The 16,446-nt window shown below is 72.0% G+C and carries 13 protein-coding genes; 5 read left to right on the top strand and 8 right to left on the bottom strand.

What is annotated here, in order from left to right:
* Positions 1-12 precede the first annotated feature (12 nt).
* The 4 genes from AB0937_RS31415 to AB0937_RS31400 all read right to left on the bottom strand — a co-directional run bounded on the left by AB0937_RS31415 (position 13) and on the right by AB0937_RS31400 (position 4,079).
* On the bottom strand, positions 13-1,299 hold the full coding sequence (locus AB0937_RS31415; protein ID WP_366716447.1) for an aspartate aminotransferase family protein: 1,287 nt from the start codon (positions 1,297-1,299) through the stop codon (positions 13-15).
* Positions 1,296-2,138: a nitrilase-related carbon-nitrogen hydrolase gene (locus AB0937_RS31410; protein ID WP_366716445.1), complete on the bottom strand. Its 843-nt coding sequence runs from the start codon at positions 2,136-2,138 to the stop codon at positions 1,296-1,298. The genes AB0937_RS31415 and AB0937_RS31410 overlap by 4 nt, the downstream gene beginning before the upstream one ends.
* 169 nt (positions 2,139-2,307) lie before the next feature.
* On the bottom strand, positions 2,308-3,729 hold the full coding sequence (locus AB0937_RS31405) for a hypothetical protein (RefSeq protein WP_366716443.1): 1,422 nt from the start codon (positions 3,727-3,729) through the stop codon (positions 2,308-2,310).
* A gap of 98 nt (positions 3,730-3,827) precedes the next feature.
* Positions 3,828-4,079 carry a helix-turn-helix transcriptional regulator gene (locus tag AB0937_RS31400; protein ID WP_366716441.1) on the bottom strand — a complete coding sequence of 84 codons (252 nt, stop codon included), beginning with the start codon at positions 4,077-4,079 and terminating at the stop codon, positions 3,828-3,830.
* Between the two features lie 32 nt (positions 4,080-4,111).
* On the opposite strand from AB0937_RS31400, the gene map reads away from it, so the two are divergent.
* Entirely contained in the window at positions 4,112-4,879 is a 768-nt protein-coding gene (gene map / locus AB0937_RS31395; protein ID WP_366716439.1) for a type I methionyl aminopeptidase, read from the top strand.
* A 179-nt stretch (positions 4,880-5,058) separates the two neighbouring features.
* A complete protein-coding gene (locus AB0937_RS31390; RefSeq protein ID WP_366716436.1) occupies positions 5,059-7,593 on the top strand; it encodes an ATP-dependent Clp protease ATP-binding subunit in 2,535 nt (844 codons plus the stop codon).
* 73 nt (positions 7,594-7,666) lie between these two features.
* Here the strand turns inward: AB0937_RS31390 and ggt are convergent, their stop codons facing one another.
* Positions 7,667-9,469, bottom strand: coding sequence for a gamma-glutamyltransferase (gene ggt, locus AB0937_RS31385; protein WP_366716434.1), 1,803 nt, complete (start codon positions 9,467-9,469; stop codon positions 7,667-7,669).
* 104 nt (positions 9,470-9,573) lie between these two features.
* Here ggt and AB0937_RS31380 point away from each other — a divergent pair, with 104 nt between their 5' ends.
* Complete coding sequence (locus tag AB0937_RS31380) at positions 9,574-10,341, top strand: hypothetical protein (protein WP_366716432.1); 768 nt, start codon at positions 9,574-9,576, stop codon at positions 10,339-10,341.
* A gap of 116 nt (positions 10,342-10,457) precedes the next feature.
* Positions 10,458-12,026, top strand: a complete 1,569-nt coding sequence (locus AB0937_RS31375) for a CocE/NonD family hydrolase (RefSeq protein ID WP_366716430.1) — start codon at positions 10,458-10,460, stop codon at positions 12,024-12,026.
* A gap of 221 nt (positions 12,027-12,247) precedes the next feature.
* Here AB0937_RS31375 and AB0937_RS31370 read toward each other — a convergent pair whose 3' ends face one another.
* Positions 12,248-12,991 carry an amino acid ABC transporter ATP-binding protein gene (locus tag AB0937_RS31370; protein WP_366716428.1) on the bottom strand — a complete coding sequence of 248 codons (744 nt, stop codon included), beginning with the start codon at positions 12,989-12,991 and terminating at the stop codon, positions 12,248-12,250.
* A 140-nt stretch (positions 12,992-13,131) separates the two neighbouring features.
* On the bottom strand, positions 13,132-13,539 hold the full coding sequence (locus AB0937_RS31365; protein WP_366716426.1) for a DUF6278 family protein: 408 nt from the start codon (positions 13,537-13,539) through the stop codon (positions 13,132-13,134).
* A gap of 221 nt (positions 13,540-13,760) precedes the next feature.
* On the opposite strand from AB0937_RS31365, the gene AB0937_RS31360 reads away from it, so the two are divergent.
* Positions 13,761-15,647, top strand: coding sequence for an SGNH/GDSL hydrolase family protein (locus tag AB0937_RS31360; protein ID WP_366716424.1), 1,887 nt, complete (start codon positions 13,761-13,763; stop codon positions 15,645-15,647).
* Here the strand turns inward: AB0937_RS31360 and AB0937_RS31355 are convergent.
* Positions 15,644-16,423: an exodeoxyribonuclease III gene (locus tag AB0937_RS31355; RefSeq protein WP_366716422.1), complete on the bottom strand. Its 780-nt coding sequence runs from the start codon at positions 16,421-16,423 to the stop codon at positions 15,644-15,646. The two genes, AB0937_RS31360 and AB0937_RS31355, sit on opposite strands and share 4 nt — an antisense overlap.
* Between the last annotated feature and the right edge of the window lie 23 nt (positions 16,424-16,446).

Below are 16,446 nucleotides of genomic sequence, written 5' to 3'. Positions count from 1 at the left end.
CTCAGTGCACTGCTACGGGATGCTCCGCAGAGCGTTCTCGAGGATCGCGGCGCCCTCCTCGGCCTCCGCGACGTTGAGGGACAGCGGCGGTGCGACGCGCAGCGCACTGGTGTTGTGGCCGCCGCCCTTGCCGATCAGCAGGCCGCCCTCGCGGGCCGCCTCCAGGACGGCCGCGGCGGTGCGCGGATCGGCGTCGTCCGTCCCCGGTTTCGTGATCTCGATGCCGATCATCAGCCCGCGGCCGCGTACTTCCCGCACGGCCGGCACCTGCGCGGCGACGGCCCGCAGCCGCTCGATGAGCAGGCCGCCGACGCGCCGGGCGTTGCCCTGGAGGTCGTGTTCCAGCAGGTAGTTGAGGTTGGCGAGGCCCGCGGCCATGGTGATCTGGGTGCCGCCGAAGGTGGAGATGCTGTTGGAGTCCAGGCAGTTCATGATCTCGGCGCGGGCGACGACCCCGCCGATGGACATGCCGTTGCCGATGCCCTTGGCGAAGGTCATGATGTCGGGCGGCCCGTTGCGGCCGTGGGCCTGCCAGCCCCAGAAGTGCTCACCGGTGCGGCCCCAGCCGGTCTGCACCTCGTCGGCGATCCACAGGATGCCGCGCTCGTGCAGCACCTCACGGAAGGCGGCGTACAGGCCGTCCGGCGGTGCCGTGAACCCGCCGACGCCCTGGACGGGTTCGGCGATCAGCGCGGCCGGCGCGCGGGTGTGGCCGAGCAGGTCCTTGAGGTCGTCGACGCAGGCCGCGATGTAGGCCTCGTCGCTGAGGGAGGCGAACGGGCCGCGGGTGCGCACACCGCCGTGGACGTACAGCGTCTGCAGCGGGGACAGCGAGGTCGGCGACCAGCCGCTGTTGCCGGTGATGCCGACGGCGCTGAAGGAGCGGCCGTGGTAACTGTTGCGCATGGCCAGGATCGTGTTGCTGCGCCGGTAGGCGGTGGCGAGCAGCAGGGCGGTGTCGTTGGCCTCGGTGCCGGACGTGGTGAAGAAGACGCGGGCGTCCGGGATGCCGCTCAACTGGGCGATGCGTTCAGCGAGTTCGACCATCGGGCGGTTGAGGTAGAGGGTCGAGGAGTGGATGATTCGCCCGGCCTGGTCGCTCACCGCCTTGGTCACCTCGGGCAGCGCGTGCGCCGTCATGGTGGTGAGGATGCCGCCGAAGAAGTCGAGGTACCGGTTGCCCTGGGCGTCCCAGACGTGGCGGCCCTCGCCGTGGGTGATCTCGAGGGGCTCCTCGTAGTAGAGGGCGAGCCAGTCGGGGAGCACGGCCCGGTGGCGGCCCAGGAGGTCGTTGGTCACGGCTGCACCAGCCCTTCGTAGGCGTCGGGGCGGCGGTCGCGGTAGAAGGCCCACGTCTGCCGCACCTCTTCGATGAGGTCGAGGTCGATGTCCCGGACCACGAGCTCCTCCTCGCTGTCGCTGGCGACGTCCCCCACGAACTGCCCGCGCGGGTCGACGAAGTAGCTCGTGCCGTAGAAGTCGTTGTCCCCGTACTCCTCCTGCCCGACGCGGTTGATCGCGGCGATGTAGTACCCGTTGGCGACGGCGGCGGCGGGCTGCTCCAGCCGCCACAGGTGGGAGGACAGGCTCCGGTGGGTGGCCGAGGGGTTGTAGACCAGCTGGGCCCCGGCGAGGCCGAGCTGGCGCCAGCCCTCCGGGAAGTGGCGGTCGTAGCAGATGTACACGCCGACCCTGCCCGCCGCGGTGTCGAAGACGGGCCAGCCGAGGTTCCCGGGCTTGAAGTAGAACTTCTCCCGGAAGCCCTTGAGCTGCGGGATGTGGTGCTTGCGGTACTTGCCGAGGTAGGTGCCGTCGGCGTCGATCACGGCCGCGGTGTTGTAGTAGAAGCCGGGCTGTTCCGCCTCGAACACCGGCGCGACGATCACCATGCCGGTCTCGCGCGCGAGCGCCCGCATCCGTCGCACGGTCGGCCCGTCGGGGACGGGCTCGGCCCAGCGGTAGTGCTCCGGCTCCTCGACCTGACAGAAGTAGGGGCTGTTGAAGACTTCCTGGAATCCGATGATCTTCGCGCCCCGACGGGCCGCCTCGCGGGCGTGCTCCTCGTGTTTCGCCACCATGGACTCGGTGTCGCCGGTCCAGGTGGCCTGGACCAGGGCGGCACGTACGACGTTGGCCATGAGCTGCTCCTTCGACGCGACGTCTGCGCCTCTACGCCCGTAGAAGCGGCCGTAGAGCCACGAACGTAAGCCTCCGGCACGGGGTTGCCAAGACCATCGTCGCCAACCCGCGGGGCATTGCGCGATTCGCACTCCTGTGGGTGAGTCGCCCGGCGTGCGGTCTCGCCGGTCAGGCGGCGAATCCGGCGACCCGCAGGGCGTGCACGAGGTCCCAGTGCCGCTCGTCCGAGACACCCCGCGCGGCTTCCAGCAGGAGCGGCACGAGGCGCCGCGGATCGGGCTCGGCGCTGCGCGCGGCCTCCTCGGGGGTACGGGCCCTGACGTAGGCGTCGAGCAGCACGCGCACCTCGCGGTGGCACCCCTCGGCGACCAGGCCGAGGACGGCCGGGCCGATCTCGCCCGCCGGTCGTGCGACCCCCTGCCGCAGCATCTGCCGGCCGTCGTCCGCCCGCCCGGCCGCGACCAGCGCGTCGGCGGCGGCGACCAGACGCCCGGCGGGCAGCGAGGCGGCCTCCCACAGGAGGGTCTGCCAGTCGGCGTCCAGCCCTGCCTGGTGCAGCCGCGCCGCGAGGAGCGGAAACCGGCCGGGCTCCCAGGCGGCGGCCTCGGCCAGCAGCGCGTGGGCCTCCCCGCTGCGCCCCTCGCTCCGCAGGCGGGCCAGCGCGTCGACGGTCCGTCCGACCTCCGCCAGGTCCGCGGCCGCGACGGCACCGGCCTCCCGCGCCGGGCGCTCCACCACGGCCTCCTCGGCGGCCCCGGCGAAGCGCGCGCCGCGGAGGGTGCGGCCGGTGGCTGCGGGGGCGGGTGCGGGCAGGGTCGGCACGGCGGCAGGCGGTACGGCGTCGGGCCCGGCCTCCTCGTCCGCCATCCCGGCGAAGCGGGCACTGCCACGACGGCGTTTGCGCTGCTTGGCGGTGGCAGGGGGCGGGGCCTGGGGTTCGAGGGTGGCCGGGTGAGGTGCGGGCGCCGGGGCTGGGGCTGGGGGCACGGGAGCGTGAGCGGCCGGGCCGGGTGCCGCGGCCGGTGCTGAGGCCGGGGCCGGGGCCTCGGTGGCACCCCACGCAACCGGGGGCGCCCCCCGCTCACGCCGGTCCACGTAGGCCATCCGTGCCCGCAGTTCCGCACACCGCGCGCCGGCCCGTTCGTGGTCGTCCCGGGCCCAGGCCAGGTCCAGGCGCAGGGCCTCCGCCTGTTCGCGGGTCGTGGCGGAGGTCAGGTGGCGGGCGAGGGCGGCCTGGCGTTCGGCGGCGTACCGCTGTTCGCGGAGCATGACGTCGAGACGGTCGCCGAGGGCGTCACGCCCCCCGGGCCGGGTGTCGTACGCGGCGAGCGCGGCGGTGTGCAGGGCGCGGGCACGGTCCGTCTCCGGGCCGGCTCCCCCGGGGCCGTACTGCCCGGCGAGGTCCTGCAGCAGGGACTCGACCACGTCCCAGGGCGGCATCTCTCGGCCCTCCAGGCAGGCCCGCATGCCGTCCGGGTCGCGCCGCCAGAACACGGCGCACCAACCGCCGGACGGGTCGAGGCGCGCCAGCAGACCGTCCAGGTAGGTCGTGAACTCCCCGACTGCAGCCGGGAGTTGATCCGCCGCCATCACTCAACTCCCGTGAGACCGGAGCACTCCGCCCCGTAGGCAACACGAGTCGTGTTACGGGAGTGCTACGGGGAGTTTTCACGCGCGGCTCAAGAGACTCAGAGGGCCACCGGCGCGCATTGCCCGGCCAGTTCGTCCATGGACAGCCCGAGGACTCCGGCCAGCGCGGCCACCGTGAAGAAGGCCGGGGTCGGGGCCCGCCCGGTCTCGATCTTCCGGAGGGTCTCCGCGGAGATGCCCGCGTCCGCCGCGATCTCCGTCATGCTCCGGCCACCACGCGCCTCGCGCAGCAGCCGGCCGAGCCGCTCGCCGCGTTCGCGCTCTTCTGGGGTGAGAGGGGTGCGCACCATGCCCCCATTCTAATACCGGTATAGTAATTGGCATGGTGGAGCTGAAGACAGACACTTCTATCGACGCGATGCACGCGGCGGGCCAGGTCGTCGCCCGGGCCCTGACGGCCGTGCGGAAGGCCGCCGGCGTGGGTGTTTCCCTCCTGGAACTGGACGAGGTGGCGCACGGCGTGCTGCGCGAGGCGGGCGCGTCCTCGCCCTTCCTGGGATACCGGCCGTCCTTCGCGCCCAGCCCCTTCCCCGCCGTCCTGTGCGTCTCGGTGAACGACGCGATCGTGCACGGCGTCCCGGGCCGCTACCGCCTGCGCGACGGCGACCTGGTCTCCATCGACTTCGGCGCCGAACTGGGCGGCTGGGTCGGCGACTCCGCGCTCAGCTTCGTCGTGGGCACGCCGCGCGCGGCGGACCTCCGGCTGATCGGGACCGCCGAGCGGGCCCTCGCGGCCGGCATCGGGGCGGCCGTCGTGGGCAACCGCATCGGCGACATCGCCCACGCGATCGGCACCGTCTGCCGAGAGGCCGGCTACGGCATCCCCGACGGCTTCGGCGGGCACGGCATCGGCCGCCGTATGCACGAGGATCCCGGGGTGCCGAACGAGGGCCGCCCGGGGCGCGGCATGCGGCTGCGGCACGGCATGGTGCTGGCGATCGAGCCCATGGTCATCGAGGGCGGCACGGACGGCTATCACGCGGCGCCCGACGGCTGGACCCTGAGGACGAACGACGGCACTCGGGCCGCTCACGCGGAGCACACGGTGGCGATCACGGACGCGGGGCCGAGGATCCTGACCGCACGCTGACATCCGCCGGAATTGCCCGGGCACTTCCCAAAGGTGCCCCTCGCCGACGATCGTGCGAAGGTGTTCTACGAGCGCGCCCCAGGTGTAACCGGCTGCCACCCGGGTTACCCGACCCCGGCACGTCGACAAGCGAGGGCGTCCCCCGCCCGCGCGCCGGGGACGCCGGGAACGGAAGGCCCATGAGCAGCGGCTTCACCAGCCCGGAGGGCTACGGCTCGGATCCCTTCGGAGAATTCCTCGCACGCTTCTTCGGCGGACCGCGTCCCGGTCCCCGGCAGATCGATCTCGGACGGCTGCTCAGCCAGCCGGCCCGGGAGCTCGTCCGCGGCGCGGCCCAGTACGCCGCCGAGCACGGCAGCCGGGACCTCGACACCCAGCATCTGCTGCGGGCGGCGCTCGCCACCGAGCCCACCCGCACCCTGCTCAGCAAGGCCGGTGCGAACCCCGACTCGCTGGCGTCGCAGATCGACGACCGGTCGGGGCCGGCCCAGCACAGCCGGGAGGACGCCCCGCCGCCGACCGCGCTGTCCCTCACCCCGGCCGCCAAGCGCGCGCTGCTGGACGCGCACGACATGGCTCGGGCCCGCGGCTACGGCTACATCGGCCCCGAGCACGTCCTGAGCGCCCTGGCCTCCAACCCCGACTCGGCCGCCGGGCACATCCTCAACGCGGCCCGCTTCGCCCCGTCGGAGCCGCCCGAGGCGCCCGAGGTCCCGCAGTCCGAGCGCCCGCGCCCGACGAACACACCGACCCTCGACAAATACGGCCGCGACCTCACCGAGCTGGCCCGCCAGGGCCGGATCGACCCGGTGATCGGCCGGGACCAGGAGATCGAGCAGACCGTCGAGGTCCTCTCCCGGCGCGGCAAGAACAACCCGGTGCTGATCGGTGACGCGGGCGTCGGCAAGACGGCCATCGTGGAGGGCCTGGCGCAGCGCATCTCCGAGGCGGACGTGCCCGATGTGCTGATCGGGCGCCGCGTGGTCGCCCTGGACCTCACGGGTGTGGTCGCGGGGACCCGCTACCGGGGTGACTTCGAGGAGCGGATGAACAACATCGTGGGGGAGATCCGCGCCCACTCCGACCAGCTGATCATCTTCATCGACGAGCTGCACACGGTCGTGGGGGCTGGTTCCGGGGGCGGCGACGGCAGCTCGATGGACGCCGGCAACATCCTCAAGCCCGCCCTCGCCCGGGGCGAGCTGCACATCGTGGGCGCCACCACGCTGGAGGAGTACCGCCGGATCGAGAAGGACGCGGCGCTGGCCCGCCGCTTCCAGCCGATCATGGTGCCCGAGCCCACCGCCGCGGACGCCATCGAGATCCTGCGCGGCCTCCAGGACCGCTACGAGGCCCACCACCAGGTCCGTTACACCGACGAGGCGCTGGTCGCGGCCGTGGAGCTGTCGGACCGCTACGTGACCGACCGCCGTCTGCCCGACAAGGCGATCGACCTCATCGACCAGGCCGGTGCCCGGGTGCGGCTGCGGGCGCGGACCAAGGGCACGGACGTACGGGCCCTGGAGCGGGAGCTGGAGCAGCTGACCCGGGACAAGGACCAGGCCGTCGCGGACGAGCAGTACGAGCAGGCCACCCAGTTGCGTGACCGCATCGTGGACGTGAAGCAGCGGATCACCGAGGCCGGAGGCGACAGCGAGGTCGACGAGGGCCAGGACCTGGTGGTCGGGGCCGAGTCGATCGCCGAGGTGGTGTCCCGGCAGACCGGCATCCCGGTCAGCAGCCTCACCCAGGAGGAGAAGGACCGTCTGCTGGGCCTTGAGGAGCATCTGCGCCAGCGGGTGATCGGCCAGGACGAGGCGGTGCGGGTGGTGTCGGACGCGGTGCTGCGCTCCCGCGCCGGGCTCGCCGCCCCCGACCGCCCGATCGGCAGCTTCCTCTTCCTCGGCCCGACGGGTGTGGGCAAGACCGAACTGGCCCGGGCGCTCGCCGAGGCCCTGTTCGGCAGCGAGGACCGCATGGTGCGGCTCGACATGAGCGAGTACCAGGAGCGCCACACCGTCAGCCGCCTGGTCGGCGCCCCGCCCGGCTACGTCGGCCACGAGGAGGCGGGCCAGCTCACCGAGGTCGTGCGCCGCCACCCGTACTCGCTGCTCCTGCTGGACGAGGTGGAGAAGGCCCACCCGGACGTCTTCAACATCCTGCTCCAGGTCCTCGACGACGGCCGGCTGACCGACTCCCAGGGCCGCACCGTGGACTTCAGCAACACGGTCATCGTGATGACGAGCAACCTCGGCTCGGAGGTGATCACCCGCCGCGGCGCCACGACGGGCTTCGCGGCGGGCGGCGCCGACGCGGACGAGGAGGCCCGCCGCGAGCAGATCCTGCGCCCGCTGCGGGAACACTTCCGCCCCGAGTTCCTGAACCGCATCGACGAGATCGTCGTCTTCCGCCAGCTCAGCACCGAGCAGCTGCGCCGGATCACCGACCTCCTGCTGGACCGCACCCGGTCCCTGGTGCGGGACAAGGGCATCACCGTGACCTTCACCGACCGGGCGGTGGAGTGGCTGGCCGACCGCGGCTACCAGCCGGAGTACGGCGCCCGCCCGCTCCGCCGCACGATCCAGCGCGAGGTGGACAACGAGCTGTCACGCCTGCTGCTGGACGGCAGGGTCGACAAGGGCGGCGGGGTGACGGTGGACGTGGAGGACGGGACACTCATGTTCCAGACGCAGAGTCCTGCGGCGCCAGGTTAGGGGCGCGGGGCAGTGCCGATGTGCGGCTCCGCCGCGTGTGGCGACCAGCCCCCGCGCACCCGCGCCCGGCGGCTCAGCCCGCGGGTCGTACCACCATGGCCGACCCTCCACCCCGCCGCACGGTCTCAGCGGCTGCCAGCCACTTCCCACCGGGCAGGCGCTGCACACCCGTAGCCGCGCCGATCTCGGGGTTCACCTTGAAGGAGTGCCCGATCGCCTCCAGCTGCTTCCTGACATCACTGTCGAGACCGGGCTCCACCTCGGTCTGCGCGGCGTTGCGCTGACTCGCCCGGGGTGCCGCGATCGCGTCGACCAGCGGCAGCCCCCGGTCGACGAACCCGGTGAGCGTCTGCAGAACGGTCGTGATGATCGTCGCGCCACCCGGCGACCCCAGTGCCACCACCGGCTGGTGGTGCCGGTCCAGCACGATGGTCGGCGAGATCGACGACCGGGGCCGCTTGCCCGGCCCCGGCAGGTTCGGGTCGTGCACGGCCGGGTTCGCCGGGGCGAAGGAGAAGTCCGTCAGCTCGTTGTTGAGGATGAACCCCCGGCCGGGGACGGTGATGCCGCTGCCGCCGGTCTGCTCGATGGTGAGGGTGTAGGCGACGACGTTGCCCCACTTGTCGGCCACCGTCAGATGCGTGGTGCTGTCACCCTCGTACGTCGTGGGAGCCGCCGTCCCACCGGAGCCGCACCGCTGCGGATGGCGCGGATCGCCGGGCGGCACCGGGCTGGTCAGCACGGCGTCGTCCTTGATGAGGCACTCGCGCGAGTCGGCGAACTTCTGCGACAGCAGTTCCTTCGTCGGCACGTCCTCGAAGGCGGGGTCGCCCACCCACCGGCCACGGTCGGCGAACGCGATCCGGCTGGCCTCGATGAAGCGGTGCAGATAGCGCGCCTTGCTCGCCTTGGAGAGGTCGGTCCGCTCCAGGATGTTGAGCGCCTCCCCGACGGTCGTGCCCCCGGAGGAGGACGGCGCCATGGAGTAGACGCCGAGGCCGCGGTAGGAGGTCTTCGTGGGCGCCTGGACCTTGGTGCGGTAGCGGGCGAGGTCCTTGGCGGTCAGGTCGCCGGGCCGGGCGTTCCAGCCCGAGCCGGGGTCCACCGGCGGCTTGTTGACGGTGTCGACGACGTCCCGGCCGATCCGGCCGTGGTACAGCGCGTCGACCCCCTCGCGCCCCAGCTCCGCATAGGTGCGGGCGAGGTCGGGGTTCTTGAAGGTGGAACCGACGACGGGGAGCCGCCCGCCCGGCAGGAACAGCTCGGCGGTGTCCGGGAAGTAGCGGAAGCGGGTCTCGTTGGACGCCGTCTGCGAACGGAAGGTCTCGTCGACGGTGAAACCGTCGCGCGCCAGCCGCTCGGCCGGCTTCAGGACGCTCGCGAGCCGCTTGCTGCCCCACTGGTCGAGTGCGGTCTGCCAGGTGGCCGGCGTCCCCGGGGTGCCGACGCTCAGGCCGCTGCTGACGGCGTCGGCGAAGGCGAGGGGCTTGCCGTTCTCGACGAACAGGTTCTCGTCGGCGCTCAGCGGCGCGGTCTCGCGGCCGTCGATGGTGCGTACCGTGCGGGACTTGGCGTCGTAGTACACGAAGTAGCCGCCCCCGCCGACGCCGGCGGAGTAGGGCTCGGTGACGCCGAGCGCGGCGGCCGTGGCGACGGCGGCGTCGACGGCGTTGCCGCCCTTCTTCAGGACCTCGATCCCGGCGGCGGAGGCGTCCGGGTCGACGCTGGAGACGGCGCCCCCGTAACCGACGGCCAGCGGGGTTTTCCCACCGCCCGCACCCGGCGGCGCGGATGGCGGCGCCGCCGCTCCCACCGACACCACCACGGCGGCCGAAACCGCCAGGACCGTCAGATTCCGTGCGACAGGGCGACGCATCCGCACCTCCAGTCAAAGGCCGTCCGCGCAGCTTAATTCATCGCCATGGCCGCGTCAGGCAGGCGTCGAACACCGGTGCGTCGGGCCCGCTAGCATGCGCGCCCATGAATGACGACCTGCGCAACATCGTCCTGGGAGTGGTCGCGGCGGGCATCAGTGCCGCGCTGGGCTGGGTGGCCCGCACCTATCTGTGGAAGCGCAAGCTCCGCAGGAAGCAGACGTTCTTCGGGCTGCCCGACAACTCGGAGTCCCTGCTGGTGGTGAACCGCGGTGCGGCCGGACCCGAGTTCGCGGTGATGCGGTACGACGTGTTCGCGCTGCTCGAACTGGCCGCACTGATCAAGGACTGCAACGCCCACGCCCAGATACTTCCGCACGACACCGCGCGCCAGGGTTTCGGGGAGCGCACGGAGTTCTGCGTGGGCGGCCCGGCGTCCAACCGGAGGATGGCGGCCCACCTGTCGTCCCTGCTGCCGGGTGTGCGGGTGAACATGGACGCCGAACCGGGCCCGGACCGTGGCGCGTTCCAGGTCGGCACCGAGCGCTATCGCGTGGACAACGGCAGGGAGGAGTACGCGCTGCTCGCCCGGCTCACCGCGGACCGCAGCCAGAACACCCGCCCGGTCTTCCTGTTCTGCGGCCAGACGTCGATCACCAACCAGGCCACCACCCGCTACCTCGCCCGCAACCACGAGCGCCTGACCCGCAAGTACGGCAACAGCTCCTTCGTGCTGCTGCTCAAGGTGATCAACTCGCAGGCGTACGGCCCGGACGTGGTCGAACTGGTGGAGGACGTGACGCGGGCGGCGCAGACCCCGGTGCCCGCCGCGGCGACGACCACGGCTCCACGCAACACACACCGTGCCTCCTAGACTCCTCCACTGCTCAACAATCGTTACTGGCACGTAACTTACCGATGGGTTACCCCTGGTAAGAGGCCGCGGTTACCGTTCGGTCACTTTGCACTGACACGAGTGAGGAGTGACCCGTGGGACACCACCGCAAGGCCCTGCGCACCACCGCCGTAGGCGCCGTCTCGGCGACCCTGGTCGCCGGCACCGCCCTCGGCTTCGCCCCCACCGCCCAGGCGGCACCGAACCCCGTCCGCTTCGTCGACATCGCCGGCGACGGCGGCACCGTCCTCAAGGCCAACGTCGTCACCCCGGCCGGTTCCCGCGCCACCGACCGCCACCCACTGCTCGTCATGCCCACGAGCTGGGGCCTGCCCCAGGTCGAGTACCTGGCCCAGGCGCAGAAACTCGCCGACACCGGGTACGTCGTCGTCACCTACAACGTGCGCGGATTCTGGCAGTCGGGCGGCGAGATAGAAGTGGCGGGCCCGCCCGACGTCGCCGACGCGTCGAAGGTCATCGACTGGGCGCTCGCCCACACCCCCGCCGACGCCGGCCACATCGGCATGGCGGGCGTCTCCTACGGCGCGGGCATCAGCCTGCTCACCGCCGCACACGACAAGCGGGTCAAGGCGGTCGCCTCGCTCAGCGGCTGGGCCGACCTGATCGGCTCGATCTACTCCGGGCGCACCCAGCACCTCCAGGCCGCGGCCGTGCTGGACGGCGCGAGCGTGGTGACGGGCCGCCAGAGCCCGGAAGTGCGGCAGACCTTCAACGACTTCTACCGGTCCAACCTGGCAAAGGAGCCCGAGCTCGTCGCCTGGGGGAAGAAACGTTCCGCTGCGACCTACGTCGACCGGATCAACGACAACGGCGCGGCGATCATGCTCGCCAACGCCTGGGGTGACAGCGTCTTCCCGCCCAACCAGTACGTCGACTTCTACGAGAAGCTGACCGGCCCGAAGCGGCTGGAGATGCGGTCCGGGGACCACGCCACCCCCGAGCTGACCGGTCTGTTCGGGCTGCCCAACGACGTCTGGAAGGACACCGCGCGCTGGTTCGACCACTACCTCAGGGGCGTGGACAACGGCATCGACCGTGAGCAGCCCGTCCAGCTCAAGTCCCGTTCCGCGGGCGGCTACGAGGGCTACCCGGACTGGAAGTCGGCCGGCACGGACGACCGGAAGATCACCCTCGGGGACACGAGGACGATCCGCGCGAACGTGAACTCCGGGGCGGACGGCGGTGTCGTCTTCCTGTCCAGCATCCTCGACCAGGTGGCCCAGCTGCCGCCCATGGCCTCGATCCCGCTGCTCCCCCGCCGCTGGGCCGCCGTCTGGCAGGCGGAGAGGTCCGCCACGGCCCAGCAGGTGCGCGGCACGGCCACGTTGCACACGACCCTCACCCCGACCAAGGAGAGCGGCACCCTCGTCGCCTACCTGTACGACGTGGGGCCGCTCGGCCTCGGCAAGCTGGTCACCCACGCGCCGTACACCTTCCACGGGCGCACCCCCGGGAAGCCGTTCGGCGTCGACCTGGAGCTGTACTCCACGGCCTACGACGTCCCGGCCGGGCATCGCCTCGCCCTGGTCGTCGACACGGTCGACCCGCTCTACATCGAGCACAACCCGTCCGGCGCGCAGCTGACCTTCTCCTCGCCGGCGAACGACCCGTCATACGTGTCGGTTCCGCTGCGCGAGCAGTGATCTCCGGCTGCCGCCGGACGGGCCTGGCCGATGTGAACCGCCGCCCCCGTGGCCTTCGGGTCATGGGGGCGACACCCGGTGGGAATGCCCCGCGGACCGGGCGTGCGGTCTGCTCACCCCGACGGGATCGGCGGCCTTCGGCGAAGTCCCCCTCTCCGACAGGGATGAAGGGCACATCGTAGTCGAGGTCCGGTGCGATGAGCCGTCCGGTGCCCGCCCGTTCAGTGCTTGAGGATCTTGGAGAGGAAGTCCTTGGCGCGGTCGCTGCTCGGATGGGTGAAGAACTCGTCGGGCGTGCGGTCCTCGACGATCCTGCCGTCGGCCATGAAGACGACGCGGTTGGCGGCCGAGCGGGCGAAGCCCATCTCGTGCGTGACGACGATCATGGTCATGCCTTCACGGGCGAGTTGCTTCATGACCTCCAGCACCTCATTGATCATCTCCGGGTCGAGGGCCGAGGTGGGCTCGTCGAAGAGCATCACCTTGGGCTCCATGGCCAGGGCGCGGGCGATGGCCACGCGCTGCTGCTGACCACCGGAGAGCTGCGCAGGGTACTTGTCCGCCTGGTCGGCGACGCCGACCCGGTCGAGGAGTTCCCTCGAGCGCCGGTCGGCGTCGTCCTTGCTGCGCCCGCGGACCTTGACCTGCCCCAGGGAGATGTTCTGCAGCACGGTCTTGTGGGCGAAGAGGTTGAACGACTGGAAGACCATGCCGACGTCCGCGCGCAGCCGGGCCAGGGGCTTGCCCTCTTCCGGCAGCGGCTGCCCGTCGAGGACGATCTGCCCGGACTCGATGGTCTCCAGCCGGTTGATCGCCCGGCAGAGGGTCGATTTGCCCGACCCCGACGGGCCGATGACCACGACCACCTCCCCCCGGCCGACGGTGAGGTCGATGCCCTGGAGGACATGCAGCTCCCCGAAGTGCTTGTTGACGTCACGCAGCTCGATCAGCGGCTCGACGGCCATGCTCAGCCCTACTCACTCTCAGCTGTGTGGTGGTGGCCGCAACGTATCCAGGCAAGATCGAACGTGGCGGGCGACACGCACTTTTCGATCATTAGCCGTATTTACGTCGGACTTTGGGCCAAAGGTTCTGGCCAGGGGGCTCATGATTCCGCGACCTCCGCGTACAGCTGCGACAGCTCGGGCACCCCGAACGCGGCCCATTCGTGGCCGGAGTCGACGACGTCGAACTGGCGGCCGGAGTCCAGTCGTACGACGGGCTGACCGTCGGAGCGGATCTCCCAGGCGGCCCCGGGTACGGTGCGCACGATGACGCTGCCCAGGTAGAGACCGGCGTCGTTGCCGAGCCAGGTCAGGGTCTCCTCGTCGTCCCGCCAGCGCGGCAGCAGCTGGTCCAGCGCCTCCAGCGAGGCCGCCGTGTCGTCCAGCCGGACACCCGCCCGGGACGCCTGGGAGCGCAGCAGTTCACACTCGGCGAGGAGTTCCGCGATGCCCGCGGGGTCGGGGATCCCGACCTTCTGGCGCCGGTGGCCCAGGAAAGGGATGTTCATACGTCCAGCGTGTCATTCGCACCGCCGTACGCACCACAGGGCGCGCGGACCCGCCGATCCCGGTCATGTTCAGGCCGAGTTCACGCGACGCGCGTTGACGGGTCACTCCTGTCTCTCTAACTTCACCGTGCGTCTTGTGTCCCGGCCGTCGTTACCTCGTCAGTTCCGTCCTTGCGTTTCGTGTTGTCGCGTCGTGTGTCGCTGAGCGGGAGGAGTCGGCCGTGCGCCGATGTGTCCGGGGGATCCTGATCGTCCTGGCCCTGTGCGGATCGCTGGTCCCGGCGGTGTCGGCCCGGGCCGCCGGGGAGAGACCAGCCGCCGCGGTGCCGCTGGAGCGGCTGTTCGACGACGTGGCCGTCAGCGACGACAGCTCCCCCGGCCAGGCCGACTTCGGCGGTTCCGGCGCCTCCCTGTCCGCGCAGGACCTCGCCGCGGCGGGCTGGACGCCCGGCCGCGGCCTCACGGTCCAGGGCGCCCGGCTGACGTGGCCGAAGCGGCGGCCGGGCGAGCCGGACAACGTGCGCGCCGCCGGGCAGCACGTCCGGGTCGCGGGGCGCGGGGACGCCCTGGCCTTCCTGGTCGCAGGCACCGCCGGCACCGAGGTGGGGGGACCGGGGACGGTCATGTACACGGACGGCTCCCGCTCCGGGTACCGGCTGACCGCCCCCGACTGGCGCACCGGGCCGCTCGCGACCAAGGCGGTGAGCCTGCCGCACGTCAACACGCCCGAAGGCCAACTCGCCGAGCGGGCCCGCCTGTACGTCGTGACGGTGCCGCTGGTCCCGGGCCGCGCGGTCACCTCCGTCCGGCTGCCGAAGGCGGCCGGGCTGCACGTCTTCGCGGTGTCGGTACGGACCGCCACGCGGGGCTGGACGGGCAGCTGGACCACGGCCGTGGGCGGCTACGCCGCCGTGGGGCCCTGGACGGAGCGGACACTGCGGCTGGTCGTGCACACCTCGGCCGGCGGACCCCGGGTACGGGTGCGGTTCGACAACACCTTCGCCTCGGCTCCGGTGCGGATCGGGAGCGCCACGGTCGCGGTGCAGGCGACGGGCGCTGCCCCGCGGGGCACGCCGGTGACACTGTCGTTCGGCGGTGCGGCGGGCGTGACGATCCCGGCCGGAGCGCAGGCGTACAGCGATCCGCTCGGCTTCTACGTCCCGGCGGACGCCAACCTGCTGGTGAGCTTCCATCTGCCCGGCACGGTGGCTGCGGCGCCCGTGCACGGCCTCGCCCAGCAGCGCTCCTACGTCAGCAAGCCGGGTGATCACGCGGCGGACGGCTCCGCCGGGGCGTACACCTCGGTGATCACCCGCTGGCCGCTGCTCGCCGCAGTCGACGTGAGCGGCGGGCCCGGGTCGGTGGTGCTGCTCGGGGACTCGATCACCGACGGCGACAAGTCGACGGTGGACGCCAACCGGCGCTGGCCGGACGTGCTGGCCGGCCGGCTGCTGAGGCAGGACACCGTCCCGCGCTACGGCGTGCTGAACCTCGGCGTCTCGGGCAACCGCGTCGTCACCGACCGGTACCCGGGCGACGGGGTGTCCACGGACACGGCCGGGGTCAGCGCCCTGCACCGCTTCGACCGGGACGTCCTCGCCCAGCCGACGGCGCGTACCGCCGTCGTCTTCGAAGGGGTGAACGATCTGAGGTGGGGGACCTCCGCAGAGCAGCTGATCGCGGGGCTGCGTGAACTCGCGGCGCGCGGGCGTGCCCGGGGCCTGCGGATGCTCGCGGCCACGATCCTGCCCTGCGAGGGCGAGGCGCGGTGCACCGCCGCCGTCGACACCGAGCGGGTCGCGGTGAACGAGTGGATCCGCGACGGCCGGGTCTTCGACGGGGTGCTCGACTTCGACGCCGTGGTCCGCGACCCGCAGCGGCCCGCCCGGATGCTCCCCGCCTACGACAGCGGGGACCACCTGCACCCGGGCGACACGGGGCTGGCGGCCCTGGCGGACTCGGTCCGCCTCGGGCTGCTGCGGCCTCAGGGGGTGTCCGCGAAGTCCCGCCTGCCCCGCGACGCCCGGCACGCTCCCCCAAGAGCACGCACCGAACGCCGCGGGGCCCGCCCTCCGGGCGAACGACGCGACGTTGCGGATGCCCCCTAGACATCCAGGTCCACGACGACGGGCGCGTGGTCCGACGCGCCCTTGCCCTTGCGCTCCTCACGGTCCACGTACGCGTCACTGACCGCCTTCGCGAAGGGCGCGTTGCCGTACACCAGGTCGATGCGCATGCCGCGGTTCTTCGGGAAGCAGAGCTGGCGGTAGTCCCAGTACGTGAACGGGTGCTCGTACTTCAGGGGACGCGGGACCACGTCCGACAGGCCGGCCTCGCGCAGCGAGGCCAGGGCGGCGCGCTCGGCGGCGGTGACGTGGGTGGAGCCCTCGAAGAAGGCCGGGTCGAAGACGTCGTCGTCCGTCGGCGCCACGTTGTAGTCGCCCATCACCGCGAACGGGCGGCTGCCCGCCGCGTCACCGGCGACGGCGGCCTTGAGCGCCTCGAACCACTGGAGCTTGTAGGCGTAGTGGGGGTGGTCCACCTCACGGCCGTTCGGCACGTAGACCGACCAGACGCGGAGCGGGCCGCAGGTCGCGGAGATGGCGCGGGGCTCCACCGAGCCGTCGAACCCGGGGTCGCCGGGCAGGCCCTTGACGACGTCCTCGATGCCGACGCGGGAGAGCACCGCCACGCCGTTCCACCGGCCGGTCGCGTGGACCGCCGACTCGTAGCCCAGCTCGCGCAGTTGCTCCGCGGGGAACTGCTCCTCGGCGACCTTGGCCTCCTGGAGGCACAGCACGTCCGTGCCACTGCTCTCCAGCCAGGCCAGGAGCCTCGGCAGGCGGGCGGTGATCGAGTTCACGTTCCAGGTCGCGATGCGCATGCCCCACAACCTACCCGGCGGGT

Source organism: Streptomyces sp. NPDC047880 (genome assembly GCF_040706515.1).
GTDB lineage: Bacteria > Actinomycetota > Actinomycetes > Streptomycetales > Streptomycetaceae > Streptomyces.
This window is presented reverse-complemented; position numbering and strand designations above follow the sequence as displayed.

Coding starts and splice junctions, on each gene's coding strand:
- ggt (WP_366716434.1), bottom strand. CDS start 9,469: ATGCGTCGCCCTGTCGCACGGAATCTGACGGTCCTGGCGGTTTCGGCC.
- AB0937_RS31410 (WP_366716445.1), bottom strand. CDS start 2,138: ATGGCCAACGTCGTACGTGCCGCCCTGGTCCAGGCCACCTGGACCGGC.
- AB0937_RS31370 (WP_366716428.1), bottom strand. CDS start 12,991: ATGGCCGTCGAGCCGCTGATCGAGCTGCGTGACGTCAACAAGCACTTC.
- AB0937_RS31380 (WP_366716432.1), top strand. CDS start 9,574: ATGAATGACGACCTGCGCAACATCGTCCTGGGAGTGGTCGCGGCGGGC.
- AB0937_RS31365 (WP_366716426.1), bottom strand. CDS start 13,539: ATGAACATCCCTTTCCTGGGCCACCGGCGCCAGAAGGTCGGGATCCCC.
- AB0937_RS31390 (WP_366716436.1), top strand. CDS start 5,059: ATGAGCAGCGGCTTCACCAGCCCGGAGGGCTACGGCTCGGATCCCTTC.
- AB0937_RS31400 (WP_366716441.1), bottom strand. CDS start 4,079: ATGGTGCGCACCCCTCTCACCCCAGAAGAGCGCGAACGCGGCGAGCGG.
- AB0937_RS31405 (WP_366716443.1), bottom strand. CDS start 3,729: ATGGCGGCGGATCAACTCCCGGCTGCAGTCGGGGAGTTCACGACCTAC.
- map (WP_366716439.1), top strand. CDS start 4,112: ATGGTGGAGCTGAAGACAGACACTTCTATCGACGCGATGCACGCGGCG.
- AB0937_RS31355 (WP_366716422.1), bottom strand. CDS start 16,423: ATGCGCATCGCGACCTGGAACGTGAACTCGATCACCGCCCGCCTGCCG.